Origin of the sequence: Hymenobacter busanensis, assembly GCF_008727865.1 — a bacterium.
GTDB classification, from domain to species: Bacteria; Bacteroidota; Bacteroidia; order Cytophagales; family Hymenobacteraceae; genus Solirubrum; species Solirubrum busanense.
Map to the genome: position 1 here is coordinate 86623 of NZ_VTWU01000003.1, position 23610 is coordinate 110232.

29 protein-coding genes are annotated in these 23610 nt (G+C 63.2%); 14 read left to right on the forward strand and 15 right to left on the reverse strand.

Annotated features, from left to right (window positions below):
* Positions 1-210 precede the first annotated feature (210 nt).
* Complete coding sequence (locus F0P96_RS08265; protein WP_151078393.1) at positions 211-1053, forward strand: DUF4382 domain-containing protein; 843 nt, start codon at positions 211-213, stop codon at positions 1051-1053.
* 76 nt (positions 1054-1129) lie between these two features.
* Here the strand turns inward: F0P96_RS08265 and F0P96_RS08270 are convergent, their stop codons facing one another.
* The 3 genes from F0P96_RS08270 to F0P96_RS21190 all read right to left on the reverse strand — a co-directional run bounded on the left by F0P96_RS08270 (position 1130) and on the right by F0P96_RS21190 (position 2914).
* A complete protein-coding gene (locus F0P96_RS08270) occupies positions 1130-1756 on the reverse strand; it encodes a thioredoxin family protein (RefSeq protein ID WP_151078394.1) in 627 nt (208 codons plus the stop codon).
* Between the two features lie 74 nt (positions 1757-1830).
* Positions 1831-2328 carry a DinB family protein gene (locus F0P96_RS08275; protein ID WP_151078395.1) on the reverse strand — a complete coding sequence of 166 codons (498 nt, stop codon included), beginning with the start codon at positions 2326-2328 and terminating at the stop codon, positions 1831-1833.
* 115 nt (positions 2329-2443) lie between these two features.
* On the reverse strand, positions 2444-2914 hold the full coding sequence (locus tag F0P96_RS21190) for a DUF6970 domain-containing protein (RefSeq protein ID WP_235917432.1): 471 nt from the start codon (positions 2912-2914) through the stop codon (positions 2444-2446).
* Positions 2915-3010: 96 nt separating this feature from the next.
* Here F0P96_RS21190 and F0P96_RS08285 point away from each other — a divergent pair, with 96 nt between their 5' ends.
* Positions 3011-3565, forward strand: a complete 555-nt coding sequence (locus F0P96_RS08285; protein WP_151078396.1) for an RNA 2'-phosphotransferase — start codon at positions 3011-3013, stop codon at positions 3563-3565.
* A gap of 11 nt (positions 3566-3576) precedes the next feature.
* Here F0P96_RS08285 and F0P96_RS08290 read toward each other — a convergent pair whose 3' ends face one another.
* The 3 genes from F0P96_RS08290 to prfA all read right to left on the reverse strand — a co-directional run bounded on the left by F0P96_RS08290 (position 3577) and on the right by prfA (position 5803).
* A complete protein-coding gene (locus tag F0P96_RS08290; protein ID WP_235917433.1) occupies positions 3577-3981 on the reverse strand; it encodes a diacylglycerol kinase family protein in 405 nt (134 codons plus the stop codon).
* Positions 3974-4570: a GNAT family N-acetyltransferase gene (locus F0P96_RS08295; RefSeq protein WP_151078397.1), complete on the reverse strand. Its 597-nt coding sequence runs from the start codon at positions 4568-4570 to the stop codon at positions 3974-3976. The genes F0P96_RS08290 and F0P96_RS08295 overlap by 8 nt, the downstream gene beginning before the upstream one ends.
* 159 nt (positions 4571-4729) lie before the next feature.
* Positions 4730-5803, reverse strand: a complete 1074-nt coding sequence (prfA, locus tag F0P96_RS08300; RefSeq protein ID WP_151078398.1) for a peptide chain release factor 1 — start codon at positions 5801-5803, stop codon at positions 4730-4732.
* Positions 5804-5902: 99 nt separating this feature from the next.
* On the opposite strand from prfA, the gene F0P96_RS08305 reads away from it, so the two are divergent.
* From F0P96_RS08305 to F0P96_RS08315, 3 genes are all read left to right on the forward strand, one after another.
* The gene (locus tag F0P96_RS08305; protein WP_151078399.1) at positions 5903-6547 is read left to right on the forward strand and encodes a DUF3365 domain-containing protein; all 645 of its coding nucleotides are present in this window, start codon (positions 5903-5905) and stop codon (positions 6545-6547) included.
* Positions 6548-6575: 28 nt separating this feature from the next.
* Positions 6576-7766, forward strand: a complete 1191-nt coding sequence (locus F0P96_RS08310) for a toxin-antitoxin system YwqK family antitoxin (RefSeq protein ID WP_151078400.1) — start codon at positions 6576-6578, stop codon at positions 7764-7766.
* Between the two features lie 97 nt (positions 7767-7863).
* Positions 7864-9135, forward strand: a complete 1272-nt coding sequence (locus F0P96_RS08315; protein WP_151078401.1) for a protoporphyrinogen/coproporphyrinogen oxidase — start codon at positions 7864-7866, stop codon at positions 9133-9135.
* Positions 9136-9151: 16 nt separating this feature from the next.
* Here the strand turns inward: F0P96_RS08315 and F0P96_RS08320 are convergent, their stop codons facing one another.
* From F0P96_RS08320 to F0P96_RS08330, 3 genes are all read right to left on the reverse strand, one after another.
* Positions 9152-9496 (reverse strand): chaperone modulator CbpM, encoded by a 345-nt coding sequence (locus tag F0P96_RS08320; RefSeq protein ID WP_151078402.1) that lies wholly within the window; start codon positions 9494-9496, stop codon positions 9152-9154.
* Positions 9497-9519: 23 nt separating this feature from the next.
* Positions 9520-10467, reverse strand: a complete 948-nt coding sequence (locus F0P96_RS08325; RefSeq protein WP_151078403.1) for a DnaJ C-terminal domain-containing protein — start codon at positions 10465-10467, stop codon at positions 9520-9522.
* Between the two features lie 97 nt (positions 10468-10564).
* Positions 10565-10900, reverse strand: a complete 336-nt coding sequence (locus tag F0P96_RS08330; protein WP_151078404.1) for a DUF3140 domain-containing protein — start codon at positions 10898-10900, stop codon at positions 10565-10567.
* A 160-nt stretch (positions 10901-11060) separates the two neighbouring features.
* Between F0P96_RS08330 and F0P96_RS08335 the strand changes: the two genes are divergently transcribed.
* Positions 11061-11471 carry a DUF6799 domain-containing protein gene (locus F0P96_RS08335; RefSeq protein ID WP_151078405.1) on the forward strand — a complete coding sequence of 137 codons (411 nt, stop codon included), beginning with the start codon at positions 11061-11063 and terminating at the stop codon, positions 11469-11471.
* A 72-nt stretch (positions 11472-11543) separates the two neighbouring features.
* On the opposite strand, the gene F0P96_RS08340 is transcribed toward F0P96_RS08335, so the two are convergent.
* From F0P96_RS08340 to F0P96_RS08350, 3 genes are read right to left on the reverse strand one after another with little or no spacing between them, the layout of a single operon-like run.
* The gene (locus F0P96_RS08340; RefSeq protein WP_151078406.1) at positions 11544-11738 is read right to left on the reverse strand and encodes a hypothetical protein; all 195 of its coding nucleotides are present in this window, start codon (positions 11736-11738) and stop codon (positions 11544-11546) included.
* Between the two features lie 24 nt (positions 11739-11762).
* Positions 11763-12170 carry a septal ring lytic transglycosylase RlpA family protein gene (locus tag F0P96_RS08345; protein ID WP_151078407.1) on the reverse strand — a complete coding sequence of 136 codons (408 nt, stop codon included), beginning with the start codon at positions 12168-12170 and terminating at the stop codon, positions 11763-11765.
* A gap of 57 nt (positions 12171-12227) precedes the next feature.
* Complete coding sequence (locus tag F0P96_RS08350) at positions 12228-13097, reverse strand: glycoside hydrolase family 25 protein (protein WP_151078408.1); 870 nt, start codon at positions 13095-13097, stop codon at positions 12228-12230.
* 112 nt (positions 13098-13209) lie between these two features.
* Between F0P96_RS08350 and F0P96_RS08355 the strand changes: the two genes are divergently transcribed.
* A complete protein-coding gene (locus F0P96_RS08355) occupies positions 13210-13536 on the forward strand; it encodes a hypothetical protein (protein WP_151078409.1) in 327 nt (108 codons plus the stop codon).
* A gap of 132 nt (positions 13537-13668) precedes the next feature.
* On the opposite strand, the gene F0P96_RS08360 is transcribed toward F0P96_RS08355, so the two are convergent.
* Positions 13669-14052: an Hsp20/alpha crystallin family protein gene (locus F0P96_RS08360; RefSeq protein ID WP_160620285.1), complete on the reverse strand. Its 384-nt coding sequence runs from the start codon at positions 14050-14052 to the stop codon at positions 13669-13671.
* A gap of 209 nt (positions 14053-14261) precedes the next feature.
* Between F0P96_RS08360 and F0P96_RS08365 the strand changes: the two genes are divergently transcribed.
* Positions 14262-14963, forward strand: coding sequence for an alpha/beta hydrolase (locus F0P96_RS08365; protein ID WP_151078411.1), 702 nt, complete (start codon positions 14262-14264; stop codon positions 14961-14963).
* Between the two features lie 20 nt (positions 14964-14983).
* Here F0P96_RS08365 and F0P96_RS08370 read toward each other — a convergent pair whose 3' ends face one another.
* The gene (locus tag F0P96_RS08370) at positions 14984-15352 is read right to left on the reverse strand and encodes a VOC family protein (protein WP_151078412.1); all 369 of its coding nucleotides are present in this window, start codon (positions 15350-15352) and stop codon (positions 14984-14986) included.
* Positions 15353-15455: 103 nt separating this feature from the next.
* On the opposite strand from F0P96_RS08370, the gene F0P96_RS08375 reads away from it, so the two are divergent.
* From F0P96_RS08375 to F0P96_RS08395, 5 genes are all read left to right on the forward strand, one after another.
* A complete protein-coding gene (locus F0P96_RS08375; protein ID WP_160620283.1) occupies positions 15456-16001 on the forward strand; it encodes an SRPBCC family protein in 546 nt (181 codons plus the stop codon).
* A 51-nt stretch (positions 16002-16052) separates the two neighbouring features.
* Positions 16053-16826, forward strand: a complete 774-nt coding sequence (locus tag F0P96_RS08380) for a PPK2 family polyphosphate kinase (protein ID WP_151078414.1) — start codon at positions 16053-16055, stop codon at positions 16824-16826.
* 153 nt (positions 16827-16979) lie between these two features.
* On the forward strand, positions 16980-18242 hold the full coding sequence (locus F0P96_RS08385; RefSeq protein ID WP_151078415.1) for a TCR/Tet family MFS transporter: 1263 nt from the start codon (positions 16980-16982) through the stop codon (positions 18240-18242).
* Positions 18243-18373: 131 nt separating this feature from the next.
* Positions 18374-18901 (forward strand): GNAT family N-acetyltransferase, encoded by a 528-nt coding sequence (locus F0P96_RS08390; protein WP_151078416.1) that lies wholly within the window; start codon positions 18374-18376, stop codon positions 18899-18901.
* 157 nt (positions 18902-19058) lie between these two features.
* Positions 19059-20132, forward strand: coding sequence for an NADH:flavin oxidoreductase/NADH oxidase (locus tag F0P96_RS08395; RefSeq protein WP_151078417.1), 1074 nt, complete (start codon positions 19059-19061; stop codon positions 20130-20132).
* 278 nt (positions 20133-20410) lie between these two features.
* Here the strand turns inward: F0P96_RS08395 and F0P96_RS08400 are convergent, their stop codons facing one another.
* Positions 20411-21265: a pirin family protein gene (locus F0P96_RS08400; protein ID WP_151078418.1), complete on the reverse strand. Its 855-nt coding sequence runs from the start codon at positions 21263-21265 to the stop codon at positions 20411-20413.
* A 168-nt stretch (positions 21266-21433) separates the two neighbouring features.
* Here F0P96_RS08400 and F0P96_RS08405 point away from each other — a divergent pair, with 168 nt between their 5' ends.
* The gene (locus F0P96_RS08405) at positions 21434-23554 is read left to right on the forward strand and encodes a M13 family metallopeptidase (protein WP_151078419.1); all 2121 of its coding nucleotides are present in this window, start codon (positions 21434-21436) and stop codon (positions 23552-23554) included.
* Positions 23555-23610 lie beyond the last annotated feature (56 nt).

A 23610-nucleotide genomic window follows, 5' to 3' on the forward strand; every position in this document is an offset into this window, starting at 1 on the left:
GCCTGCCTGCCGCTGCCAAACCGGCCCGCTTGCCCTGCGCAAGCGGGCCGGTTTTTGTTTGGGGCTGTATCATTTTGAGCGGTACCTGCGTTTGAGCAACTACAATACCTGGCAGATGAATGGTATATTTATTGCCTAAGGTATTAGTAGCGACGTCTGAATGCAGACCGTACTTGTACTTTTCTTTCACGCACTTTCCTTCCACCGACAATGAATCTGAAATTCCCCCTTTACGCCCTAGCCCTCGGCGCGGTCCTGAGCTTGGGTAGCTGCAGCAACGACAACGACAGCAGCAACAGCTCCAAACTGGAAGTGCGGTTGATGGATGCGCCCGGCGACTTTCAGCAAGTGTCGCTCGATGTGCGGCAGATTGAGGTGCATCTGAAAGACGAAGGCAACCCCGACGGCTGGCAAACATTGCCCTTCACCGCCCAGGCCATCAACGTGCTCGACTACGTGAACGGCCGCTCGGCCCTGCTCGTCAGCACCGATTTCGCGCCCGGCGACCTGAAGGAAATCCGCCTGATTCTGGGCCCCGACAGCTACGTTATTGGCACCGACGGCCAGCGCTACGACCTGAAAACACCCAGCGGCCAGACCTCGGGCGTGAAGCTCCGGCTCGACAAAGCCACCCTGCGCCAGCGCGAAACCTTCCAGTTGCTGCTCGATTTCGACGTGGCCCGCTCGATTGTGGAGCGCGGCAACTGGAAAGCGGGCAACGACAAAAAAGAGCGGTACCTGCTCAAGCCCGTCATTCGGGTAGTGGCCCAGGACATCAACGGTGGCCTGCGCGGTACCGTGACGCCCGCCGCGGCCTTGCCGCAGGTGCTGGCCATTCGCCGCTCCATCACGCCGGCCGATACGTTTAGCACCCGCGCCGATGCCTCGGGCGCTTACCAGCTCTTCGGCCTGCCTTCGGGGACCTACGCCCTCAAATACTTCCCCACCACTGCCGCGCCCACGGGCCAACCGGCCTACCAGACCAAAGAAGTCGGTGGCGTGGTAGTCGTCAACAACCAAGTGACGACCGTTAATCCGGTTTCGTTGAACTAAGGCCCCGATTTCGCCAACAAAAAGCCCGCTGACGTGCTCGTCAGCGGGCTTTTTTTATGTCAACTGTTTGGGCTAGCTAGGCAAGGCGCTGCACCAGTTCGAGCAGTTCCAGCTGGGTGCTGCGCGTTTTGTCTTTGGCGTACCAGCCGTGAACCTGCTCGGCGTATTCTTCGTGGGTAGCACCCGCGGCTTTTAGGCGCAGCAGCAGCTCCTGGGCTTGCGCCGGGCGCGGGCCCCAGGTAGCGGCCTCGGTGAGCGTGTCGGCGTGCAGCACCACCAGCTTGGGAATCGAGCGGCTGACACCGCCGGTCAGGTAGCGGTCCATCAAGTCGAGGTTGTCGTCGCGCAGCAGGTAACGGTCGGTGAGGTGGCCGTTGCTGGCCGAGGCCACGGCGTGCAGCACGGGCACAATCTGGGCCGCGTCGCCGCACCAGCCTTCGGTAAGCACCAGCCACACGTAGCGCTGCCGAAGCTGCGCCACCGCGGCTTGCAGCTCGGGCAGCACCGTCACGGTTTTGTCGAGCCGCTGCATGCGCTGCAGGTTCAGCTGGGCGTAGCGCGTCAGGTCTTCCGATTGGTTGGGGCCGGTGGTGCGGCCTTGCGCCAGCAGCTCATCAATCAGCTGGCGGTAGGCGGCGTAGGTATAGGCCCCGGCCAAACGCTCAGAGGTTATAACGGACGCAGAAGCAGTGGTTTCGGACATGACGGGCGGAAAGGAGTCCACAAAAAACCCTTCCGCGGCCGAAGGGTTTTGAAACGCGCAAAAACGCGGGCGGGCTACAGGCTGGGCACGCTCGCGGCCGTGGCCGACAACTCGCGGCAGTACGTGATAAAATCGGTGTTGATGGGTTCCAGCCCGTTGGCGCGCAGGTCGGTAGCCACCTGGGCGCGGTGGTAGTTGCCGTGCACGCAGGCGTGGGTCAGAATGTCGGATACCTGACTGGTATAGGCTTGGTTTTGCGAGTTGGTGTAGCTGATGAGCCGGTGTAACTCCTGGTCGTCGGCCTGCTGGGTGTAGTTGTGCAAAGAGGGCGAGGTTTGCAGGTGCAGCTTGTGCAGGCCGGCCAAATCATGCTCCTGCCACACTTTCACCGGGCTTTGGGTGTCGGTGAGGCGGGCCAGCCAAATGGCTTGGGCGTTGAGGGCGTGGCTGAAGAGGCGCAGCGTGCGTTCGGGCAGCTGCTGACCGGCAGCCACCAGGCCGTCGAGGTGCGCGAGGAGTTTGGCATTGGCCCACACGGTGTAGGCGCCCAGCTTTTCGAGCGTGTTGATCATGGGTAGTTGAAGGGCTGGATGGGCGGCTAGCGGAAAGGCTGGCGCATGAATCGGACGTGGGCTTCAATTCGCCCACATTCAGTCGCTCAGCTGCCAGGCTAGCGCAGCATCGGTTTTACTTCTGGCGTGGGTCCTGCCACACCAATTGTTCGTTGGTTCGTTTCTTCTCAAAATCGGCGCAATTTCCGTCGCCGCGGCCGGTAATGCCTCCATCGGGCTGGCACAAAACTACGCCCTTGGCATCGTAGAGGGTGCTGAAATTGTCGCAACACGGGGCCGATTCGAAGTACACAGTCTGGCCGTTGTACTCGTAGCTCATGATGCGGATGGGCGGGTTGGCCACTTTTGCGGCCATGTGCTGGCTGATTTTGTCGTCGAGCCACTGCGGGCGGTTGCGCTTATCGAACGCCACCTGCGGGCCATCGGGCACGGGCGTGGTGGTGGGCACGGTGGTCGGCGCGGGCGTCGACGGGTTGGCCGTGGCCCGCGGCTCCGAGGTGTCGGTGGGCGTGGTCAGGTCGACGTGGCGGGCGCAGGACCCAGCCAGCAACAGGGCGCCAAGGGCAAAAGTGAATACGCGAGGCATCGGTTCTTCGTCGGAAAGGCGGCAAATGTACAACTTGACCGCCCGAAGCCGGACGGACCCGCAACGCGGCCTTTCACATACGCAATCCTCTGGGCTATGGCTACCTCCGACCCCCACCGTCACCTCAGCAAGTTCCTCTCGCTGGTGCTGCGCCACCAGCCCGATACCATTGGCCTCTCGCTCGATGCGCAAGGTTGGGCCGACGTGGACGAGCTGCTTCGGCGCCTCGCCGAGCACAACCACCCCACCACCCGAACCGAGCTGGATGCACTCGTGGCCAACAGCGACAAACAGCGTTTCGCCTTTAGCCCCGACGGCCAGCGCATTCGGGCCAACCAGGGTCATTCCGTCGAAGTCGACCTTGGCTACACGCCCCAAACGCCGCCCGAAGTGCTCTACCACGGCACCGCCGAGCGCAACCTGGCCGCCATTCAAGCCAGCGGCCTCGTGCGGCAGCAGCGCCACCACGTGCACCTTTCGCCCGACGCGGCCACGGCGCACCGCGTGGGCCAGCGCCACGGCCGCCCCGTGGTGCTACCCGTAGCCGCCGCCGACATGGCCCGCCAAGGCCACGCGTTTTTTCTCTCCGACAACGGCGTGTGGCTGACCGAGGCCGTGCCGCCGCAGTTCATCACGTTTCCGACTGGGTAATACTGCTGCGCCTACCACCACTGCTGCACGGCCGCCCACAGCGGCGGGCCCAGAATGAGTAAGCCCACGGCCGCGGCGGCTATGCCCATCAGCAACACGGCGCCCGCGGCAATGTCTTTCACGCGGCCGGCCAGCGGGTGGTAGTCCGGCGACACCAGATTGACGAGCGTTTCCAGGGCTGTGTTCAGCATTTCTGCCGTCCATACCGCCCCAATCGCCAGCGCCAGCACGGCCCAGTCGTGGCGCGAGAGGGGCAGCCACAAGCCGAGCGCCACCACCGCCACCGTGGCCCAGGCATGAAAGCGCATGTGCGGCTCCGTGCGCAGCGCGGCCCAAATACCGTTGAAGGCAAAGCCAAACGAGGCCACCTCGCGCTGCCAGCGGCGCGGTGGTCGGGTGGGAGGCAGCTCAGCCACGGCTGTCAAATTCGCGGAACACCGTCAGGCGCAGCTTGTCCCATTCGGGCTTTAGAATGCTGAAATACACCGTGTCGCGGCGCAGGCCGCCCTGCGTAATGCAGTGGCTGCGCAAAGTGCCTTCTTCCACCGCACCCATGCGGCGCATGGCTTCCTGCGACTTGTGGTTGCGGGCGTCGGTTTTCAGCTCCACCCGCTCGCAGCCCAGCTCGCCAAAGGCGTATTTGAGCAGCAGGTGCTTGGCGGCACGGTTCAGGCCGGTGCGTTGGAAGTCGCGCCCCAGCCACGTCCAGCCGATTTCCAGGCGCCGGTCGGGCAGGGCAAACGAGCCGTAGCTGGTGCTGCCCACCACGCGGCCGGTTTCTAGGTCGATAATGGCGAAGGGGTAGCGCCGGCCAGCCTCGCGGTCCTGAAGGGTTTGGCTGAGGTACGCTGCCAGCGCCACGTTATCCTGCGGAGCGGGCGTAAGCGTGTAGCGCCAAATGTCGGCATCGAAGGCCACGCGCTTGAGGTCCTCGAAGTCGGCGGCATCGAGCGGGCGCAGGCGCACGCGGCTATTTTCCAGCGTAATACAGCGCGAACAGTCCATTCAGGGGCAAGGATAAACGCGAGGTGAAAAAAGAACGTCATGCCGAGCCCCGCGAAGTATCCCTCCTGCTTTGCCCGGTAGTGGTGTGCTATCCGACGGCGTGGTAGAGATGCTTCGCGGGGCTCAGCATGACGTTCAGAATGAGGTTGTGGTTGACGCTTACGCCGTGGTGCCTTCTTTCAGGCGCTCGGCGCTTTCGGCCAAGCGCAGTTGCTCCACGAAGTCGTCGATGTTGCCGTCCATCACCGAACTCAGGTTGTACACCGTGTAGCCGATGCGGTGGTCGGTCACGCGGCCCTGCGGGTAGTTGTAGGTGCGGATTTTGTCGGACCGGTCGCCGCCGCCAATCATGCTCTTGCGGGTGGCGCCTTCGGCCTCGTTTTTCTTGGCCAGCTCAATCTCGTAGATGCGCGAACGAAGCACCTGCAGGGCTTTGTCGAAGTTCTTGAGCTGCGACTTTTGGTCCTGGCACTGGGCCACGATGCCGGTGGGCAAGTGCGTCAGGCGCACGGCCGAGTAGGTGGTGTTTACCGACTGTCCGCCGGGGCCCGACGACATAAACAGGTCCTTGCGCACCTCGTTCATGTCGATTTCCACGTCCAGCTCTTCGGCTTCGGGCATTACCACCACCGAGGCCACGGAGGTGTGAATGCGGCCCTGCGTTTCGGTGGCCGGCACGCGCTGCACGCGGTGCACGCCCGACTCGAACTTGAGCTTGCCGTACACGTCTTCGCCGCGCAGGGCCAGAATAATTTCCTTGTAGCCACCCGCCGTGCCTTCCATGGCGTCGATAAGCTCCATTTTCAGGTTGTGTTTTTCGGCGTAGCGCATGTACATGCGCTGCAGGTCGCCGGCAAACAGGGCCGCTTCGTCGCCGCCCGCGCCAGCCCGAATTTCCATGATGATGTCCTTGCTGTCGTTGGGGTCCTTGGGCAGCAACAGGTCTTTAATCACGGCTTCCAGGCGCTCCTGCTCGGGCAAGAGCGAGTCGAGCTCTTCCTTGGCCATTTCGCGGAACTCCTGGTCCTTCTCGGTGGCAATGACCTCGCGGGCGTTTTCGATGTTGCTGAGCACCTGCTGGTAAGCACGGTACTCGGTCACAATCTTGTTGAGGTCTTTGTATTCCTTATTGAGGGCCTTGTAGCGTTTCATGTCGCTCATCACGTCCTGGTCCAGCAGCTGCTGGCTCACGTCGTTAAAGCGCTGATTGATGGCCTCTAGTTTATCAAGCATTGGTCGTCGGCGTCCGCAAGTTGAGCGGTACTTTTGCAAAGGTACAAAACCCGCCGGGGCCGTAGGATGGTTCCGGCCCTACCTTGCCTCCCGCTGCCTATGCCCCGTTTGCCGCGTCCGCTGCTGTTGCTCTCGTTTGCACTTGGCCTCGGTGCCTGCCGCCCCGACCAGGTTGAACACCTCGAAAACACCCAGGAAATAGCCCGCGAAGCCGAAAACTGGTCGCCCAAGCGCATTCTGCCTGCGCAGCTGCTGCAGGCCGCGCACTGGGCCGGCGACTCGCTCACCCGCACGGCCGACCGCGCCTGGCGGGCCAAGCTGGCCGAGCGCCTGCGCGCCGGCGGCGTAGAAGCCGCCCACCCCTACTGCCAGCCCGAAAAGCTGCCGCAAGTTGTCACGCTGGCCCACGAGCTGGAAGCCACGCCCCGCCGCGAGCTGTTGCCCGCCCGCTTCATCACCGAAGCCGACTCGGTGCAGGTGCTGCGCCCCACTGCCGACGAATACGTGCTGCGCTACCCGCTGGTGCTGCTGCCCAACGAGGTGTGCCTGAAATGCCACGGCCAAGTGGGCACCGACCTCGGCCCCGCCGACGCCCAGCTGCTAGCCACCGCCTACCCTGGCCAGAAACTCACCGGCTACGCGCCCGGTCAGCTCATCGGCCGCTGGAATATCTCCGTCACGCGCCGCGGCGTGGCCGAGTTCTACACCATGAAAACGCGCAAGATCGTGAAGCGGCGCCGGTAAGAAACGCTTCTATATTTGTCTGCTATTATTGAAAAAGACCATCGGTGACTTCATGAAAACTACCGGAATACTGTTATCCTGTTTAAGCGTAGCGCTGTTAATAAAAGAGCCGGCTCAGGCCCAGCGCAAGCCTGCCGCTACACCGGTTACTATCAAGGATTGCTACCGCGTTGTCCAAAACGACAGCGTGCAGTTCTTTTACAACGGTTCGTACCAGTTGATGCCCGTTGCGTGCGGCGACATTGTGCGCGCCTGCCGCGTTAACGGACAAGGCAATCTGGAAGGACGAATAGAAGACCGGTTGGTGGAAAACCAGCACGTCGTTCTACGCGGCCATTATGTCAATAATATACGTCACGGCGCATTTGAAATGCTACACCCTGCAACGGGCAAGCCGCTTTGGCAAGGTGCTTTTATACAAGGAAAACCTACGGGTGAGTGGAAGTACTGGTATGACGACGCCAGGCCCAAGCAAGTGTTGCGCTACACCGACAATGGCCTAGAGTTGCTTCAATGTTGGGACGAAAAAGGCCAGCAGATTCTGACGAACGGGAACGGTGCATGGCTGGATGCGGGTGGCGTAAGCCAAGGTGGTACAGTCGTAAATGGGCGCCCCCACGGCCGATGGGAAGCTCATACCCGGCCTCATCTAGGGAATGAGTCCCGACTTCTTACCACAGAATTCTTTGAGTACGGGCGCCTGATGCACGGCACCTTGGCTACCAATGCTCAAGGGGAGGGGACTACCTACCAAGGCGAGTCGCGGTTGCTGCCGCTACAGCCCGAAGGCAGCTACATGACCGCCGAAAGTTTCGTGTTGAGTGCACTCAACTGCGAACAGATGCTGGCTCTACGTGCCAAACAAAGCACCACTACCAACCCAATCTGGCCCAAGGGAGCCGACGATTTTCGCCAGCTGCTGAATAAACAGCTGCAAGCACAAGCGGCACTGTGGCCGCAAAACGTTTCCCAGGTGATTGTGAGGGCCGACATTACTACCTCCGGCAAGCTGTTTAACATTCGCAGCGAAGGAGTGCGCAACAGCGTAGCAAAGCAGTGGCTTGAAGGATTAGACCTGTGGAAGCCCGCTGTATGGGAAGGCAAGTTGCGTCCCGGCGGCCTGTTTCTGAAGCTGGAGCGTGAAGCGCCAGATAAATGGAACATTCAAATCGAAACCAGCACGTTGGATCAGGGCTATATTTCCTCGGGCGCTCAATAAGCTTCTCAAGTAGGCTTCGTGTAGGCGCGGAGTTGATTTCAGCCTTCGAGCACCCTCGCTTCTAACCTTCTGCCCCGTTTCGCAGTTTGCGCCCAGTATGAACGCTCCCGCTGACTCCGCGCAACTGCCCGTGCTCATCATCGGGGCCGGCATGGCCGGCCTCACCTGTGCCTGCTACCTGTACCGCGCCGGCCGCGCCGTGCACGTGCTCGACGCCGCCGACGCCGTGGGCGGCCGCGTGCGCACCGACCTCACGCCCGACGGCTTTCGTCTCGACCGCGGCTTTCAGGTGCTGCTCACGGCCTATCCCGAGGTGCAGCGCATGATTGACTACGGCGCCCTGCAACTGAACGCGTTTACCTCGGGCGCCGTCATTCGGCTGCCCGAAGGCCGCGAAACCACCCTGCGCAACCCGTTGCGGCAGCCGCTGCGGGCCCTTGGGGCCGTGGGCGCCCCCATCGGCAGCATGGCCGACAAGCTGCGCATTGTGAGCCTGGCTCAGCACGTGCGCCAGCACAGCAGCGACGAGCTGCTGCGTCGCGAAGCCACCGACACGCTGACTTTCCTGCGGCGCTATGGCTGGAGCGAGCGGATGATTGACACGTTCTTCCGGCCGTTTTTCGGCGGCATCTACCTCGACCGGGAGCTGACCACGGCCAGCAACTTCTTCGAGTTCGTGTTCAAGCAGTTTGCCGAAGGCGACGCCGCGCTGCCCGCCCGCGGCATGCAAACCATTCCCGAGCAGCTGGCCGCTCGCCTGCCCGCCGGCGCCGTGGAGCTGCACGCCCGCGTAACAGCCATCGACGGCCACACGGTGCGGCTAGCCGATGGCCGTACCCTGCGTGGCCGCGCCGTGGTGCTGGCCACCGACGGCCCGGCCGCCCAGCATCTCGTGCCGCAGCTTGCCGCGGCCGAACCGCAGGCTTCCCGCCAAACTACCTGCACCTATTTTGCCGCCGACCGCTCGCCCGGCCGCGGCGACGGGCTCCTGCGCCTCAACGCCACCCCCAGCGCCCTGGCCCACAACGTGGCCTTTCCGTCCGATGTCGCGCCCGAGTACGCGCCCGTCGGCCAAACGCTGGTGTCCGTTAGTACCCACGGCGACTACGGCCTGAGCGACGATGCGCTGGCCGAGCGTCTGCGACTGGAGCTGACGGCGTGGTTCGGGCACGGCGTGGCCGGTTGGCGCCGCCTGGGCACCTATCACATTCAGCACGCGCTGCCGGCGTACGAAGCCGGCCAGCCAGTGCAGCTGCCGCTGGAGCTGACCGAGGGCCTCTACCGTTGCGGCGACTGGGCCTCCTATCCGTCGCTGAATGCGGCCATGGCCACGGGCCGGCAAGTGGCCGAGCGGCTATTGGCTCAGTAGTAACGCGGAGCAGATGCTACTGCCAGTCGGCATCGGCGGCAGGGTGGCGGCGGACCCAGGCTTCGAGTTGGGCCGCACGGGCGCGTTGGCGTGTCAGCTCGTACTGCAACTGCTCCAGGCGCTGGCGCATGGTCAGCACCAGGTCTATGCCTTCGGGCGACAAGTCCAGGTCGTGGTGCAGGCGGGCAAGGCGGGCCAGGTGCTCGGCTTCGTCTTCGATGAGGGGCTCGGGCGCTTGCGTGGCGGCGGCGCTCAGCCGTAGCAGGCCCAGGTCGGCCAGTTCGCGCAGGGCGTCTTCCGACAGGCCGTAGGTGCTGGCACAGTCGCGGAACGTGAGGGTGATGAAGTGCGTGGTAGGCATGGCTGAGAGTATCGGGGGAAGCACTACGACGGGATGCCCACGGTTTCGCCGCGCAACTGGGCCAGCTGCTGAAACAGGGCTTTTTCTTCGGCCGTGAGCTGCTGCGGAAGCTGCACTTGCAGGTGCACGTACAAGTCGCCAAACTGCCCGGCTTGGCGGTAAAGCGGGAAGCCTTTGCCGCGCAGCCGCAGCTTGGTGCCGTTGGGTGTTTCGGGCTTCAGCTTGATTTTCACGGGCCCCGACAGCGTTTCCACCGTCTGCTCGCCGCCCAGTACGGCGCGGTACAAACTCACGGGCACGTCCATGGTCAGGTCGGCGCCGGTGCGCACGTAGCGGGCATCGGGCAGCACGCGGAAAGTGATGAACAACGAGCCGGTGGGGCCGCCGTTGCGGCCGGGGGCGCCTTGGTCGCGCAGCCGAATGGTTTGGCCGTCTTCCACGCCCGGCTGAATGGTGAGGCGCAGCTTTTTGTCGCCCACCGTCACGGTGCGCGGGCCGCCGTGGTAAGCTTCTTCCAGCGTCAGCTCCATATCGGCGCGGTAGTCGTGGCCGGCTGCCGGGCGCGGGCCGCCGGCGCGTCCGCCGCCCATGTTGCCGAAGATGGAGCTGAAAAAGTCGGAGAAGTCGCCGCCTTCATCGCCAAAGCCCCCAAACCCACCGCCGCCAAAGCCGCTCTGCCCGGCATACTGCGACCAGTCGAATCCGCCTCCGCCCTGACCGCCGCGGCCGGCGCCGGCCTGCTGGTAGCGCTGCCAGTCGGCGCCCAGCTGGTCATACTTCTTGCGCTTTTCATCGTCGCTGAGGACCTCGTGGGCCTCATTGGCTTCCTTGAACTTGCGTTCGGCCTCGGCGTCGTTGGGGTTCACGTCGGGGTGGTACTGGCGGGCCAGCTTGCGGTACGCCTTCTTAATCTGGTCTTTGGTGGCGTTTTTCTCCACCCCCAGCACCTTGTAGTAGTCTTTGTAGTCCATGGTCGTCGGTGATTAGGTAAGTACGTGATTCGGTGATTAAGATGGAAGCCTACGGTTCTGTGCCCCGCTTCTCAATCACCCAATACCCCTTACCCAATTACTTTTTGAGCGGGTCGTGGCCCCAGTTCATGAGCGAGTAGCGCCAGCGGGAGGTTTTGACGTCCTCGGCGTGGTGCGGCCCCTGGGCCAAGTGGCGGCTCACGTAGCTGTGCACCTTGTGCATGTGCGCTTCGTCATCAGCCGTTAGGTCGGCTTGCGGCTTGCGCAAAATCTCCACGATGCGCCGCCCGGAGTGGTGGCCGATGCTTTCCCCGTCGCCGTTGTCCTGCCCCACCGACTTCGATTCGGCGGTTTGCAGCCAGCGGTCCAACTCGGCGGCGGTCATGTTGACATCGTGTTTGAACTGGGCGTGGATGGAGGACGCAGCGGTCATACGGAAACGAGCATTGAGGATTGAACGAAAAGCAGGACTTGGCCCGTTTGTTGCCAACGAACCGACTGGCCGTAGGGTTATTCTCATTTTCTGCGGAATAACATTTGTTGCGCCAAACCGGTATATTACAACCTCTTTTCCCCTCACTTTTCCACTCTCCATGAAGCTGTTCACAACTCTTTTGACAGTGGCGCTGCTGGCGGCGGGCCTCTCGACCCAAGCCCAGACCAAGCCTGCCGCCCGGCGCACGCCTCCGCCCCGCCCCGTAGTAAAAAACGCCGGCGTGCGCGACGGCGTGATGATGGTTGATGGCAAAGTGATGCTCACCGAAAACGGCCACACCAACCAGCTGGCCGAGCCCCGCACCCTCACCAACGGCACCAAGATTGCCGCCGATGGCACCGTAACCAAGGCCGACGGCAGCACCGTGACGCTGGTAAACGGCGACTACATGTCGTTGAGCGGCCGCCTGACCACCGCCGCCATGAAGGCCGAGCAGGACAGCCTCATGCAGGCCGCCAAAATGGACCCGAAAGGCAAAATGAAAATGAAGAAGAAAGGCAAGAACTAAGCTTGTCTTCTCACAAGCAAAAAGCCCGCGGCAAACTGCCGCGGGCTTTTTTGTGGCTTTTAGTGCGGCTCGTTAGGTCGTGTAGTCGGCCAGAATAAGGCGCACTTCGGCTTCATCCTTGGCCTCCACCACCTCGTCGATGACGAACTGAATTTCGGCCTCATTCCAGCCTTGGCTTTCGGCGGCTTTCACAAACTGGCCAAGGGCTTTGAAACGGTCTATTACGGGGGCTGGCATCGCCCAGGTTACTTTTTTGCGGATGCGCATACAGGCTACAGGTTAGAGTCGGGGCTACTTGCCACGGGCGGGCTTTACCACGCGCAGCTTCACAGGGGCTAGGCCGTCGTCGAGGCCTATTTTGTGGGCCGCTTTCTTTGAGAGGTCCACAATGCGGCCTTTCACGTGCGGGCCCCGGTCGTTTATGCGCACTTTCACCGACTGGTGCGTTTCGGTGTTGGTTACGCGCACCACCGTGCCGAAAGGCAGGGTTTTGTGGGCCGCTGTCATCTTACCGGGCCGGTACGGCTCGCCGCTGGCCGTGGCCCGGCCGTTGAATTTGTCGGCGTAGAACGAGGCCTTGCCCGACTCGGTGAACCCTCGGCCGCCGGCGCAACCCGTGAGCCACAGTGCCCCCACGACCAGCCACCAACTGCGGCGCACGGTGTGGGGCAAGAGATTAGCAAAAACAGACAAAGGCATAGGCAAAACGTGCACGATGACCGGAAAATAGCTCGGCTATACGCAAGATAAGCCCAACTAGCGCAAGCTGCCGGTGGCTGTGGCACCGGGCCGCACACGGCTGCGGGCTGGAATGCGCAAGGCCATCAACCCCTCAAACGAACCTTGGTACACGTTGAAATCGACCGTGCCGCGGATGCCGGGCACGTAGGCTTCGTCGGAGTGCTGCCAGATGATCCAGCGTTTGCGCGGCAGGGCGGGCTTTTCCACCTCGTAATGCGCCAGCCAGAGCGGGTATTTATCGAAGTGCCCGGCCAGGTAGCGTTGGTAGAAGCTGTAGTTGGAGTAAAGAATGGGCCGCACGCCGTAGTGCCGCTCCACCAGCCGCAACCACGTGCCAATGTGGCGCCGCATTACGGCTACATCGTGAAACTCGGGGGCTTCCACGTCGAGCACGGGCGGCAGGTCGCCGGGCTGCAGGGGCACGGTTTTCACGAACAGGTTGGCCTGCTCGGTACCGTCGTAGTTGGGCTGAAAATAGTGGTAGGCGCCGCAGTAGAGGCCCGCCGCGCGGGCCTCGCGCCAGTTGCGCGCAAAGCGAGGGTCGCGCATACTCACCCCTTCCGACGCTTTAATGAAAGCAAAGCGCACGTTGTGCCGGGCTACCAGGGGCCAGTCGATTTTGCCTTGGTAGTACGATACGTCGATGCCGTGCACGGTGTACCCATCCAGCAACGGGGTTTTTTCGTGGCCGGTGAGGCTGTTGGCCGTGAACGTTGCCCAGGCCCGCCGCGCGTAGCGGTTGATCTGGCGGCGGTAGTGCCAGTAGCCCAGGCTCGAAATCAGCAGCCCCAGCAACAGGCCCACCAGCAGCACCGCGCGCCACGACGACCGACGGGGCGGACGGCGCGGAACAGAGCGGGCGGTGGAACGGCGGGGACGGGTCATGGGCAAATGGGCCAGCGGCAAAGATAACGTTGCCTGCTACCCAACTCGTGCCCACTGCCCCCGCCGGATGCCCCGGAACCTGTACTTTTAGCCGTTCCCATTCTTCTGCCCAATGGCTACCCCCACGCCCGAACGCTCCCGTTTATCCGTTTTTCTGGCCGGCCTGGGCTGTTTCGTGGCCTTCGAAACGGTGGCGTTTTTCCTGTTGCGCTGGGCCGTATCGGGCCTGGGCGAAAGCAACCAGATGCAACCCGAAAACACCATTGTGGCCAACTGGGTGAAAACCACCGTGTTTTTGCTGCTGCACCTCACGCTGGTCGTCGTGGCGGTGCTCACGCTCAGCAACGCCCTGCCGCGGCGCTACCGCGGCCAGATCATGGGCTGGTTTTACCTCTCCCTGGTCACTATGTTCTTGCTGCTCGGGCCGTTGTTTGAGTAAGCAGCTAGCCTACCGGGTACCATCTGGCAACAAAAAAGCCACTGCGGGCGAGGCAGTGGCGGTGAAACCATGGGTGCCGGTCGGTCCCGGCGGTATATATAGGCAAGTGAAGAAAGTCGGGGTCGGGCGCGCTTAGCGGCGCTTGATGTCGATTTCGCGGCGCCGGTCGGTCGGATTCTCGAACGGGATGCGCACTTTCAGCTCGCCGTTTTCGTGCACGGCGTCGATGCGGTGCAGGTCGAGGGCGGGTGGCAGCTCGAAGGTGTGCACGAAGAGCGGGGCAGCCAGCGCGGCCTCGGGCTCGTGGCGGAATTCGGCGTACACCGTCAGGCGGTTGTTATCGAGCACCACGTGAAATCTCTCGGAATCTACCGTGGGCAGGGCCACGCTGATGACCACACCCCGGGCTTGCTTTTCGAGGTTCAGTTTGGGCTGGGCAACGCCGCCGCCCAAGGTGTTGAGCAGGTCGAGCTGGGGCAAAAAATTTCGGATGGTATTTCGGCTGATCAGGTTCATGGGATGAGTCCTCCTAGTTCTGTCGTTCAGGAGCTTATAGACAAACAGCATACCAACATTGCTACCTGTAAAAAGGTAGGCGTGCCGAGTAGTTTGGGCGTCAAAGTGGCACAGAAATCAGCTCGAGCACTGCCATAGGGCGCCAGCTTGACAGCCACAAAGCAGGGCCGTGCGTATAGTCCGCAACTGCCACCTACCCTGCTGCCGCTATGCTTGCCTACCACTCTTTTGCCACCACGCGCACGGCCCGCTACGCCTTGCTGGGCCAGCCGTCGGCCGCCGTGCGCACCGTCTGGTTCTGCCTCCACGACGCCGACCAGACCATAGATGATTTGGCGGCGCAACTGGCTCCAATGGCCAACACTCCCGAGCACTTATTGGTGCTGCCCGAGGCGTTGTCGCGCTATGCCCTGCCGGGGGCCACGCCGGCCCAGGCGCCGCAGCCGGCCGCTGCATGGCTGGCCCCCGGCAGCGGCGACCTGCTGCCCGATTTGCTGGACCTCACCGCCTACCTCGATGCCCTGGCGGCCGACATTATGGCGCAATGCCCGCCCGATACGCCGCTCACCGTGCTGGGCTGCGGGCAGGGCGCGGCCGCCGCGTGCCGCTGGCTGTCGGGCAGCCGCACCGCCTACGAGCGGCTGATTCTGTACGCCGCCGTATTCCCGCCCGATTTTGACCGCCGTGCCACGCTGGTTGCGCTGCCCGAGCGCCCGGTTACCGTCGTGTCGACCACCGTGGATACGCTTACGCCTGAAGCTGCGGGCAACGGGCTCCTGCAGGATTTGCTGGACGTGGGGTTGCCGGCCGGCTTACGCCACGTGGTTCCGGGCCCCATTACGCTGGCGGCACTGAGTCCGGTAGAAGCGCCCACCGCCGCACATGAGCCCGAGCCCAATCCGACGGAATAACACCACCACCCTGCAAGCCGCTACGAAGCCGGCGGCAGCGCGAAGTGCGGGTTCTGAATAATGCCTACCACGTTGCCGAATGGGTCCAGCACGGAGCCGAGCAGGATTCCGCTGCCTACATCCTGAATGGCCTCGTGCGCGGGCACGCCCAGTTCCAGCAGCCGCGCAAATGCCGCGTGGGCATCGGCAACGCCCCAGTAGGTGGTGGGGCCACCGGGGCTGGCAGCCGAGCCGTCGGGGTCGAGGCCCAGCTCGTAGCCGCCCACATTGTAGCCTACATAAAAAGGCTCGTCGAAATACGGCTCTTGGTTGAGCAATGCGCTGTACCACGCCTTGGCGCGAGCTAAGTCGTTGACAGGATACACAATAGTGCGGAGGCCTTGGAACATGGGGGAAGGAGTGAGGTGAAAAGTTTTGCTAATATAAATAGTAAAATGCTAAATATTGTCTACCTTGAATGCGAAATAAAAGCTCACATTCAAGGCCATGAACATGCTGAAGAAAATTAGTTTGGGGTTATTGGGACTGGTAATCGGGCTGGCGGTGGTTGGTTTTCTGCTGCCGCGTCAGGTGCACGTCGAACGTTCACTGACGATGCAGGCGCCGCCCGAGGCAGTGTACGAGCAAATAAACACACTGCGCAACTGGGAAGGATGGTCGCCGTGGCACAAGATCGACCCGCAAATGAAACTCTCGTACGCTGGGCCGGCATCGGGGGTGGGCGCCAGCTACTCGTGGCTGAGCAACCACTCGCAGGTGGGCAACGGTACATTGCGCATCAAGCAGGCGGTGCCCAACCAGCGCATCGACACCGAAATGGACTTTGATGGCCAGGGCCTCGGCTATTCGACGTACTTCTTCGTGCCCGAAGGCCAAGCCACCAAGGTAACCTGGACGATGGACAGCGACATGGGCCTGAACCCGGCTGCCCGCTACATGGGCCTGTTCATGGACGGCTTGGTGGGCGACGACTTCGAGCGCGGCCTGCACAACCTGCAGCAGGTGGTGGAAAGCAAGCCCGCTGCCGTAGTACGGTAGGCCGTTGACGGGGCCCACAGCCGGTTTCGGCCGGCTTGCGTTTATTGCCTCATGCCCACCACTACTCCAGCCTTCGACCTGACCAAGCTGCCCACCCGCGCCCCGGCCGGCGTGCACAAAGACGACGTGAAGCGCGAAATGAAGCGCATTCACGAAGACCTGGTGGAGCTGCAAAACAGCCTCTACGCCGAAAACCGCCGTAGCGTGCTGGTGGTGCTGCAAGGCATGGACGCCAGCGGCAAAGACGGCCTGATCCGGCGGGTGTTCAGCGGGCTGAACCCGCAGGGCGTGCGGGTGCATTCCTTCAAGGAGCCCACCGACGAAGAGCTGGCGCACGACTTTCTGTGGCGCGTGCATGCCCAAGCCCCGCGGCACGGCATGATTCAGGTGTTCAACCGCTCCCACTACGAGGACGTGCTCATTACGCGGGTGCAGAAGCTGGTGTCGACCGAGGAAGCACGGCGCCGGTTTACGGCCATCAACGCGTTTGAGAAGCTCTTGCAGCAGGCCGGCACCACGGTGCTCAAGTTCTACCTGCACGTATCGGAAGAAGAGCAGCGCGCCCGGCTGCAGGAGCGCCTCACCGACCCGGCCAAGCAGTGGAAATACGAAGCCGGCGACGACGCCAAAGCCAACCAATGGCCGGCCTACCGCCTCGTATACGAAGACGTATTTCGCCACTGCAGCCCGGCCAGCTGCCCCTGGCACATTGTGCCAGCCGACCAAAACTGGTACAAGGCCTACGAGGTAGCTCACCGGCTGCGCGACACCCTGCGCGAGTTGAACCCGCGCTACCCCCAAGCCAAGCACGAGCGGCCCAAATAGCCGGGCGCGGCGCCGTGGCTCGGGCCCGAACATATTCACAACATCTTTGCATCCGGCGGCGCATCAGGCACTTGGGCCTGAGAATACAGTCAGGCCGGCGTCGGTTTCCGACGCAGCTTGCCGTATTTTTGCCGCTTCCTTTTCTTCTGCGCTATGGCCGACAAACGACAGGCAGCCCTGGGGTTTATCTTCATTACCCTCCTTATCGACGTCATCGGGTTCGGCATCATCATTCCGGTGCTGCCCAAGCTCATCAGCCAGCTGACCGGTGAGCCGCTGAGCGCGGCCGCGCGGTACGGCGGCTGGCTCATGTTTGCCTTTGCCGGCATGCAGTTCCTGTTTTCGCCGGTGCTCGGCAACCTGTCCGACCAATTCGGCCGGCGGCCGGTGCTGCTCACGGCCCTGTTCGGTTTCGGGCTCGACTACCTGTTTCTGGCCTTTGCGCCGAGCGTGGAATGGCTGTTTGTGGGCCGCGTTATTGCGGGCATCACCGGCGCTAGCTTCACCACGGCCTCGGCCTACATTGCCGACATCAGCACGCCGGAGAATCGGGCCCAGAACTTCGGCATGATCGGGGCCGCTTTCGGGCTGGGCTTCATCATTGGGCCGGTCATCGGGGGCTTGCTGGGTCACTACGGGGCGCGGGTGCCGTTTCTGGCCGCCGCCGGCCTGTCGCTGCTCAACTGGCTCTACGGCTTTTTTGTGCTGCCCGAGTCGCTGCCGAAAGAGAACCGCCGGCCCTTCGACTGGAAGCGCGCCAACCCGATCGGCTCGTTGCGGCAGCTGCGCAAGTACCCCGTTATTTTGGGCATGGTGGCGTCGTTGGTGCTGGTGTACATTGCCGCCCACGCTACCCAAAGCACGTGGTCGTACTTCACCATGTACCAGTTTCACTGGAACGAAAAGTGGGTGGGCTACTCGCTGGGCGCCGTGGGGCTGATGACGGCCTTGGTGCAGGGCGTGCTCATTCGCTACATCAACCCCAAGCTGGGGCCGAAACGCTCGGTGTTTCTGGGGCTGGGCTTCTACGCGCTGGGCTTTCTGCTGTTCGCCTTTGCGGGCCAATCCTGGATGATGTTCGTGTTTCTGGTGCCCTACTGCCTGGGCGGCATTGCGGGGCCGGCGTTGCAGGGCATTATGTCGGGGCAAGTGCCGCCCACCGAGCAGGGCGAGCTGCAAGGCGCCCTCACCAGCCTGATGAGCGTTACGTCCATCATCGGGCCGCCGCTGATGACCAACCTGTTTGCCTACTTCACCGGGACCAGCGCGCCGGTGCACTTTCCCGGTGCCGCTTTCCTGGCCGGAGCGGTGCTGACGGTCATCAGCCTGCTGCTGGCCATGCGTTCCTTGGCGCACTACCACCCGCCGGTGGCCGCCGTGCCCGCCGCAGAGCCCGAGGCAGTGCTGGCCGAGTAAGTGTCATGCTACTATTGTCCTTCTGAGGAGCGCGCAGGACCTTTTTCCGTTAGCATGTATCGTGCAGCGGCAAGAAGGTCCTTCGCATTGCTTAGGAAGACCACCATCAGCCACCCACAACTATAAGCCTCATGCTTTCCATTCGCCGCGCCACCGTGGCCGACCTTCCGGCCATCTTGGGCATTATCCGTCGGGTGGTGCCCGTGATGAACGCCGCCGGCAATTTTCAGTGGGAAGGCGACTACCCCAACGAGGCCGTGTTTCGGCAGGACATTGAGCGCAACCAGCTGTGGGTGGCCGAGCTGGAAGACGGCCAGCTGGCCGGCGTGGCCGCCCTCACCACCGACCAAGACCCCGAATACGCCCAGGCCGACTGGGACGCCACCGCGCCGGCCGTCGTTACGCACCGCCTCGCCGTCGACCCCGCCGCGCAGGGCCGGGGCGTGGCAGCCGCGCTGCTGCAGCAGGCCGAAGTGCTGGCCCGCGAGTGGAATCTGCATTTGCTGCGCGTGGATACCAACTCCGAAAACCAAGCCACGCAACGCCTTTTCCCGAAGCTCGGCTACCGGTTTGCGGGCGAAATCGGGCTGGGGTTTCGACCGGGGCTGCGGTTCTTCTGCTACGAAAAGCAGCTGCCGCTCGAGCCGACAACATCTTAGCACGTTCTGCCGGGGCCGCAACAGTCCTCGGCCGCCTGAGCAGGTAACATCCCGGATGGTCTGGCCGTTGGGCAAGGGGCAGCGGCGACGAACGGACAAAACCCAGGCGCCGGGGCTGCTGTTTGCCACTGTCACGCCGCATTTTCCATTCGATTCTATGTCCGTCAGCCTGTTCTCGCCGCTCACCCTGCGCGGCATCACCCTGAAAAACCGCATTGCCGTGTCGCCGATGTGCGAATACAGCAGCGTCGACGGCTTTGCCAACGATTGGCACCTGGTGCATTTGGGCAGCCGGGCCGTGGGCGGGGCGGGCCTGGTGCTCACCGAAGCCGCGGCCGTGTCGCCGGAAGGCCGCATCACGCCCGACGATTTGGGCATCTGGAAAGCCGAGCACGTACCGTTTTTGCAGCGCATCACGGCCTTCATCGAGGGGCAGGGCGCGGTAGCCGGCATTCAGCTGGCCCATGCGGGGCGCAAAGCCAGCCACGCCAGTCCTTGGAAAGGCGGCGCCGAAGTACCCGAAACCGCCGGCGGCTGGCGCACCGTGGCGCCCAGCGCCCTGCCCTTCACCGACGGCGAAACCCCACCCCTGGCCCTCGATGAAGCCGGAATACAGAAGGTAGTGGCCGATTTTCGGGCCGCGGCGGTGCGGTCGTTGGAAGCGGGTTTTCGGGTAATTGAGCTGCACGCGGCCCACGGCTACCTGCTGCACGAGTTCCTCTCGCCGCTCAGCAACCAACGTACCGACGCCTACGGCGGCTCGTTCGAGAACCGCATTCGGCTGCTGCTGGACGTAACCGACGCCACCCGCGCCGTGTGGCCCGAGCAGCACCCGCTGCTGGTGCGCATTTCGGCTACCGACTGGACCGAGGGCGGCTGGACCATCGACGACTCGGTGGCACTGGCAGCGGTGCTCAAAACCCGCGGCGTCGATTTGATTGACTGCTCCACCGGCGGCAACGTGCCCCGCGCCGCCATTCCCGTCGGTCCGCTTTACCAGGTACCGTTTGCCGAGCGCGTGAAGCAGGAAACCGGCGTGCCGACCGGCGCCGTGGGTCTGATTACCACGCCCGCCGAAGCCGAAAGCATCATCGGCCAGGGACAGGCCGACCTCGTGCTGCTGGCCCGCGAGCTGCTGCGCGACCCGTATTTCCCGTTGCGCGCCGCCCACGAGTTGCACGCCGAGGTGCAATGGCCCGAGCAATACGTGCGCGCCAAGCCCCGGCAGTAGGCAACTCCTGCGGCCTGTGCCCGGTCACGGGCGCAGGTTGCGCAAGCCGGGTCGATGTCGACCCTGAGCAAAAACCATCGTCCGGAAGCCCGGAAGAACCTGCCGAGCCTCCGGACAATCGTGCGGAGGCCGGGTCGACGTCCACCCTGGCTCCGGACGATTGTCCGAAAGCCGGGTAGCATCTTCCGAGGCCCCGGACAATCGTCCGGATGCAGAGTCAGGATCCACCCTGCTTCCGGACAATCGTCCGGAAGCAGGGTGGACTCATTCGAATACGTCTACTCCTGCCAAGTGCCGAATTTGCCGGCCTGGTAATCCTGATAGGCCTGCCGGATTTCATCCTCGGAGTTCATCACGAACGGTCCATAGGCCACAATTGGCTCGTTGAACGGCTCGGCGTGGCCAAGCAGCAACAGGGCGTCGTCGAGGGCTTCGATGTGCAAGTCGTCGCCGTCGTGGTTGAACTCGGTGAGGTAATGGGCCTGGGTTTCCTGCCCGTTCACACGCAGGCGGCCCCGAATGGTGTAGAAGAAAATGCTGCGCGCGGCCGGAATGGAGAGGTTGAGCTGCCCGCCGGCCCGAAGGTCGATGGTGGCCAGCTGCATGTCGGTGAGGGGCTGCACGGCGCCGGGCGTGCCCTCCCAGGTGCCCGCCACGGCGTGGATGGTCACGCGGCCGTGGTCGGCGGAAACCTCCGGAATGTCGGCTTTCTGCAGGCCGATGTACTTCGGGGCTACCATCTTGTGCCGGGCGGGCAGGTTCACCCACAGCTGCAGAATCTCCAGCGGGCCGCCCTGCTCTTTGAACTTGTCGGACGAAATCTCGGAGTGAATCAGGCCGCTGCCGGCCGTCATCCACTGAATGCCGCCGGCCTCGATGACGCTCTGGTGCCCGCCGCTGTCCTGGTGCATGATGTCGCCGGCCACGATGAAGGTCACCGTTTCGAAGCCCCGGTGCGGGTGCGGGCCGAAGGGCAGGCCGCGGTTGTGGGGCCGGTACACCTGCGGGCCGTGGTGGTTGAGAAACAAAAACGGGTCGATGTGCTCCACGTTTTGGGTTGGCAGCGCCCGATAGGTGGTCAGGTCGGCAATGGGGGCGCTAACGGCGCGGTGCTGTTGCTTGATGGTGCGCATGGGCAGTAGGGCAGGGGTGGGGCGCGGTAAGGCGTGGACAAGCAATACTGCCTGACCGGGCCGGATGTTTGCGCCCGGGCTCGGTGTCCGGCGAAATTCGAGGTTGCAGCCAAACTTGTTCGGCGGAGTCTTTGAGCTTCCCAGCGAATTTTCCCCTTGACCGAGCGTATGAACAAAACCTGCCTGCCGCGCACCGTACTGGCATTGTCGGGGCTGATGCTGGCCGGCTGTGCCGCCAGCAACACGGCCAGCACCTCATCGGCTACTACCCCAACTGTTACGGCTACGGCCCAGGCGGCCCCGGCGGCTGAACCCGTGCTGAAAGGCATCGGCCTCGACCCCGCCGACATGAACCCCGCCGTGTCGCCGTGCGACGACTTCTACCATTTTTCGGGCGGCAACTGGCTCAAGAACAACCCCGTGCCCAGCTACGCCACCCGTTGGGGCCCGCGCAACCTGCTCGGCGACCGGACGCAAACCCTGCTGCGCCAGATTCTGGAAGAAGCCGCCGCCAATACCAGCGCCCCCAAAGGCAGCAACCTGCAGAAAGTGGGCGACTACTACGCCTCGGCCATGGACACCGTGGCCATCGAAAAGGCTGGCATTGCGCTCCTCAAGCCCGAGCTGGACCGCATTGCGGCCGTGAAAGACCTGCGCGGGCTGCAGGACATCATTGCCCGCCAGAAGCTGCTGCAAACCGGCGCCTATTTCGGCGCTGGGGTAGATGTAGACGAGAAGCAGACCACCCAATACGCCGTGGGCCTCTACCAGGGCGGCCTCACCCTGCCCAACCGCGACTACTACTTCAAGCAGGACGCGCGCACCGAGAGCATCCGGGCGGCCTACCGGAAGTACCTCACCAACATGTTTGCCCTGCTGGGCGACAACGCGGCCACGGCCCAGAAAAACGCCGCCACCGTGGAGCGCCTCGAAACGCGCCTCGCCAAGGCGGCCCGCACGCCCGTGGAACTGCGCGACCCGCAGGCCAACTACAACAAGATGACGCTGGCCGAGGCGCAGAAAAAGTACCCTAACCTGAACCTGCCGCGCATCTTGGCCGATTTGCAGCTGGCCTCGGCCCAGGAGGTGATTGTGGGCCAGCCCGCATTTTTCGACGAGGTGAATGCCTTGCTGAAAGCCGAGCCCCTGGCCGATCAGAAAACCTACCTGCGCTGGCACCTGGTGCGCTCCACGGCCTCGGCCCTGCCCAAGGCGTTTGTCGACGAGTCGTTCCGCTTCTCGCAGGCGCTGGGCGGCACCAAGCAGCTGACCACCCGCTGGAAACGCATGCTGGCCTCCACCGACAACGCCCTGGGCGAAGCCTTCGGCCAGCTCTACGTCGACAAGGCGTTTTCGCCGGCGGCCAAGCAAAAGGCGCTGGACATGGTCAACAACATCAAGGCCTCGATGGCCGAGCACATCCAGACCAACACCTGGATGAGCGCGCCCACCAAGCAGGAAGCCCTGAAAAAGCTCAACGCCCTGCGCGTGAAAATCGGCTACCCCGATAAGTGGAAGGACTACTCGGCGCTGAACGTTTCGCGCGACTCGTACTTGAAAAATCTGCTGGCGGCCCGCGAGTGGGACTACCGGCAGGAGGTCAAGAAATTCGGCGGCCCCATCGACCGCAACGAGTGGGGCATGACGCCCTCCACCATCAACGCCTACTACAACCCGCCGATGAACGAAATCGTGTTTCCGGCCGGGTATCTGCAGCCCCCTTTCTTCGACCCCAACGCCGACGATGCCGTGAACTACGGTGCCATTGGCGGGGTGATGGGCCACGAAATGACCCACGGTTTCGACGACCAGGGCCGCCAATACGATGCCGAAGGCACCCTGCGCGACTGGTGGACCAAGGAAGACAACGACGAGTTCAACCGCCGCGCCGCTATTGTGGGCACGCAGTACTCGGCCTTCTCCCCGCTCGATTCGGTGTACGTGAACGGCAAGCTCACGATGGGCGAAAACCTGGCCGACTTCGCGGGCCTCACCATTGTGTACGGCGCCCTGCAGAAGCAGCTGCAGCAAAAATACGGCAACGGCCCGCGCCCCAAATACGACGGGTTTACGCCCGAGCAGCGCTTCTTCCTCTCGTGGGCCCAGCTACGCCGCTCCAACATTCGGCCCGAGGCCCTGCGCCAGCAAATCCTGACCGACCCTCACTCGCCCGACCAGTACCGCACCATCGGTCCGCTAATGAACATGCCCCAGTTCTACGAGGCCTTCGGCTGCCAGCCCGGCCAGAAAATGGTGCGCGCCGAAGCCGACCGCGCCAAAATCTGGTAAAGCCGCTCTGCGCTATTTCAACACACAACAGGCCGCTCGACACCGTGTCGGGCGGC

Excerpts from the sequence above, each read along its gene's own strand:
- F0P96_RS08265 (WP_151078393.1), top strand. The coding sequence starts at position 211 with ATGAATCTGAAATTCCCCCTTTACGCCCTAGCCCTCGGCGCGGTCCTG.
- F0P96_RS08270 (WP_151078394.1), bottom strand. The coding sequence starts at position 1,756 with ATGTCCGAAACCACTGCTTCTGCGTCCGTTATAACCTCTGAGCGTTTG.
- F0P96_RS08275 (WP_151078395.1), bottom strand. The coding sequence starts at position 2,328 with ATGATCAACACGCTCGAAAAGCTGGGCGCCTACACCGTGTGGGCCAAT.
- F0P96_RS21190 (WP_235917432.1), bottom strand. The coding sequence starts at position 2,914 with ATGCCTCGCGTATTCACTTTTGCCCTTGGCGCCCTGTTGCTGGCTGGG.
- F0P96_RS08285 (WP_151078396.1), top strand. The coding sequence starts at position 3,011 with ATGGCTACCTCCGACCCCCACCGTCACCTCAGCAAGTTCCTCTCGCTG.
- F0P96_RS08295 (WP_151078397.1), bottom strand. The coding sequence starts at position 4,570 with ATGGACTGTTCGCGCTGTATTACGCTGGAAAATAGCCGCGTGCGCCTG.
- prfA (WP_151078398.1), bottom strand. The coding sequence starts at position 5,803 with ATGCTTGATAAACTAGAGGCCATCAATCAGCGCTTTAACGACGTGAGC.
- F0P96_RS08305 (WP_151078399.1), top strand. The coding sequence starts at position 5,903 with ATGCCCCGTTTGCCGCGTCCGCTGCTGTTGCTCTCGTTTGCACTTGGC.
- F0P96_RS08315 (WP_151078401.1), top strand. The coding sequence starts at position 7,864 with ATGAACGCTCCCGCTGACTCCGCGCAACTGCCCGTGCTCATCATCGGG.
- F0P96_RS08320 (WP_151078402.1), bottom strand. The coding sequence starts at position 9,496 with ATGCCTACCACGCACTTCATCACCCTCACGTTCCGCGACTGTGCCAGC.
- F0P96_RS08325 (WP_151078403.1), bottom strand. The coding sequence starts at position 10,467 with ATGGACTACAAAGACTACTACAAGGTGCTGGGGGTGGAGAAAAACGCC.
- F0P96_RS08330 (WP_151078404.1), bottom strand. The coding sequence starts at position 10,900 with ATGACCGCTGCGTCCTCCATCCACGCCCAGTTCAAACACGATGTCAAC.
- F0P96_RS08335 (WP_151078405.1), top strand. The coding sequence starts at position 11,061 with ATGAAGCTGTTCACAACTCTTTTGACAGTGGCGCTGCTGGCGGCGGGC.
- F0P96_RS08340 (WP_151078406.1), bottom strand. The coding sequence starts at position 11,738 with ATGCGCATCCGCAAAAAAGTAACCTGGGCGATGCCAGCCCCCGTAATA.
- F0P96_RS08345 (WP_151078407.1), bottom strand. The coding sequence starts at position 12,170 with ATGCCTTTGTCTGTTTTTGCTAATCTCTTGCCCCACACCGTGCGCCGC.
- F0P96_RS08350 (WP_151078408.1), bottom strand. The coding sequence starts at position 13,097 with ATGACCCGTCCCCGCCGTTCCACCGCCCGCTCTGTTCCGCGCCGTCCG.
- F0P96_RS08355 (WP_151078409.1), top strand. The coding sequence starts at position 13,210 with ATGGCTACCCCCACGCCCGAACGCTCCCGTTTATCCGTTTTTCTGGCC.
- F0P96_RS08360 (WP_160620285.1), bottom strand. The coding sequence starts at position 14,052 with ATGAACCTGATCAGCCGAAATACCATCCGAAATTTTTTGCCCCAGCTC.
- F0P96_RS08365 (WP_151078411.1), top strand. The coding sequence starts at position 14,262 with ATGCTTGCCTACCACTCTTTTGCCACCACGCGCACGGCCCGCTACGCC.
- F0P96_RS08370 (WP_151078412.1), bottom strand. The coding sequence starts at position 15,352 with ATGTTCCAAGGCCTCCGCACTATTGTGTATCCTGTCAACGACTTAGCT.
- F0P96_RS08375 (WP_160620283.1), top strand. The coding sequence starts at position 15,456 with ATGCTGAAGAAAATTAGTTTGGGGTTATTGGGACTGGTAATCGGGCTG.
- F0P96_RS08380 (WP_151078414.1), top strand. The coding sequence starts at position 16,053 with ATGCCCACCACTACTCCAGCCTTCGACCTGACCAAGCTGCCCACCCGC.
- F0P96_RS08385 (WP_151078415.1), top strand. The coding sequence starts at position 16,980 with ATGGCCGACAAACGACAGGCAGCCCTGGGGTTTATCTTCATTACCCTC.
- F0P96_RS08390 (WP_151078416.1), top strand. The coding sequence starts at position 18,374 with ATGCTTTCCATTCGCCGCGCCACCGTGGCCGACCTTCCGGCCATCTTG.
- F0P96_RS08395 (WP_151078417.1), top strand. The coding sequence starts at position 19,059 with ATGTCCGTCAGCCTGTTCTCGCCGCTCACCCTGCGCGGCATCACCCTG.
- F0P96_RS08400 (WP_151078418.1), bottom strand. The coding sequence starts at position 21,265 with ATGCGCACCATCAAGCAACAGCACCGCGCCGTTAGCGCCCCCATTGCC.
- F0P96_RS08405 (WP_151078419.1), top strand. The coding sequence starts at position 21,434 with ATGAACAAAACCTGCCTGCCGCGCACCGTACTGGCATTGTCGGGGCTG.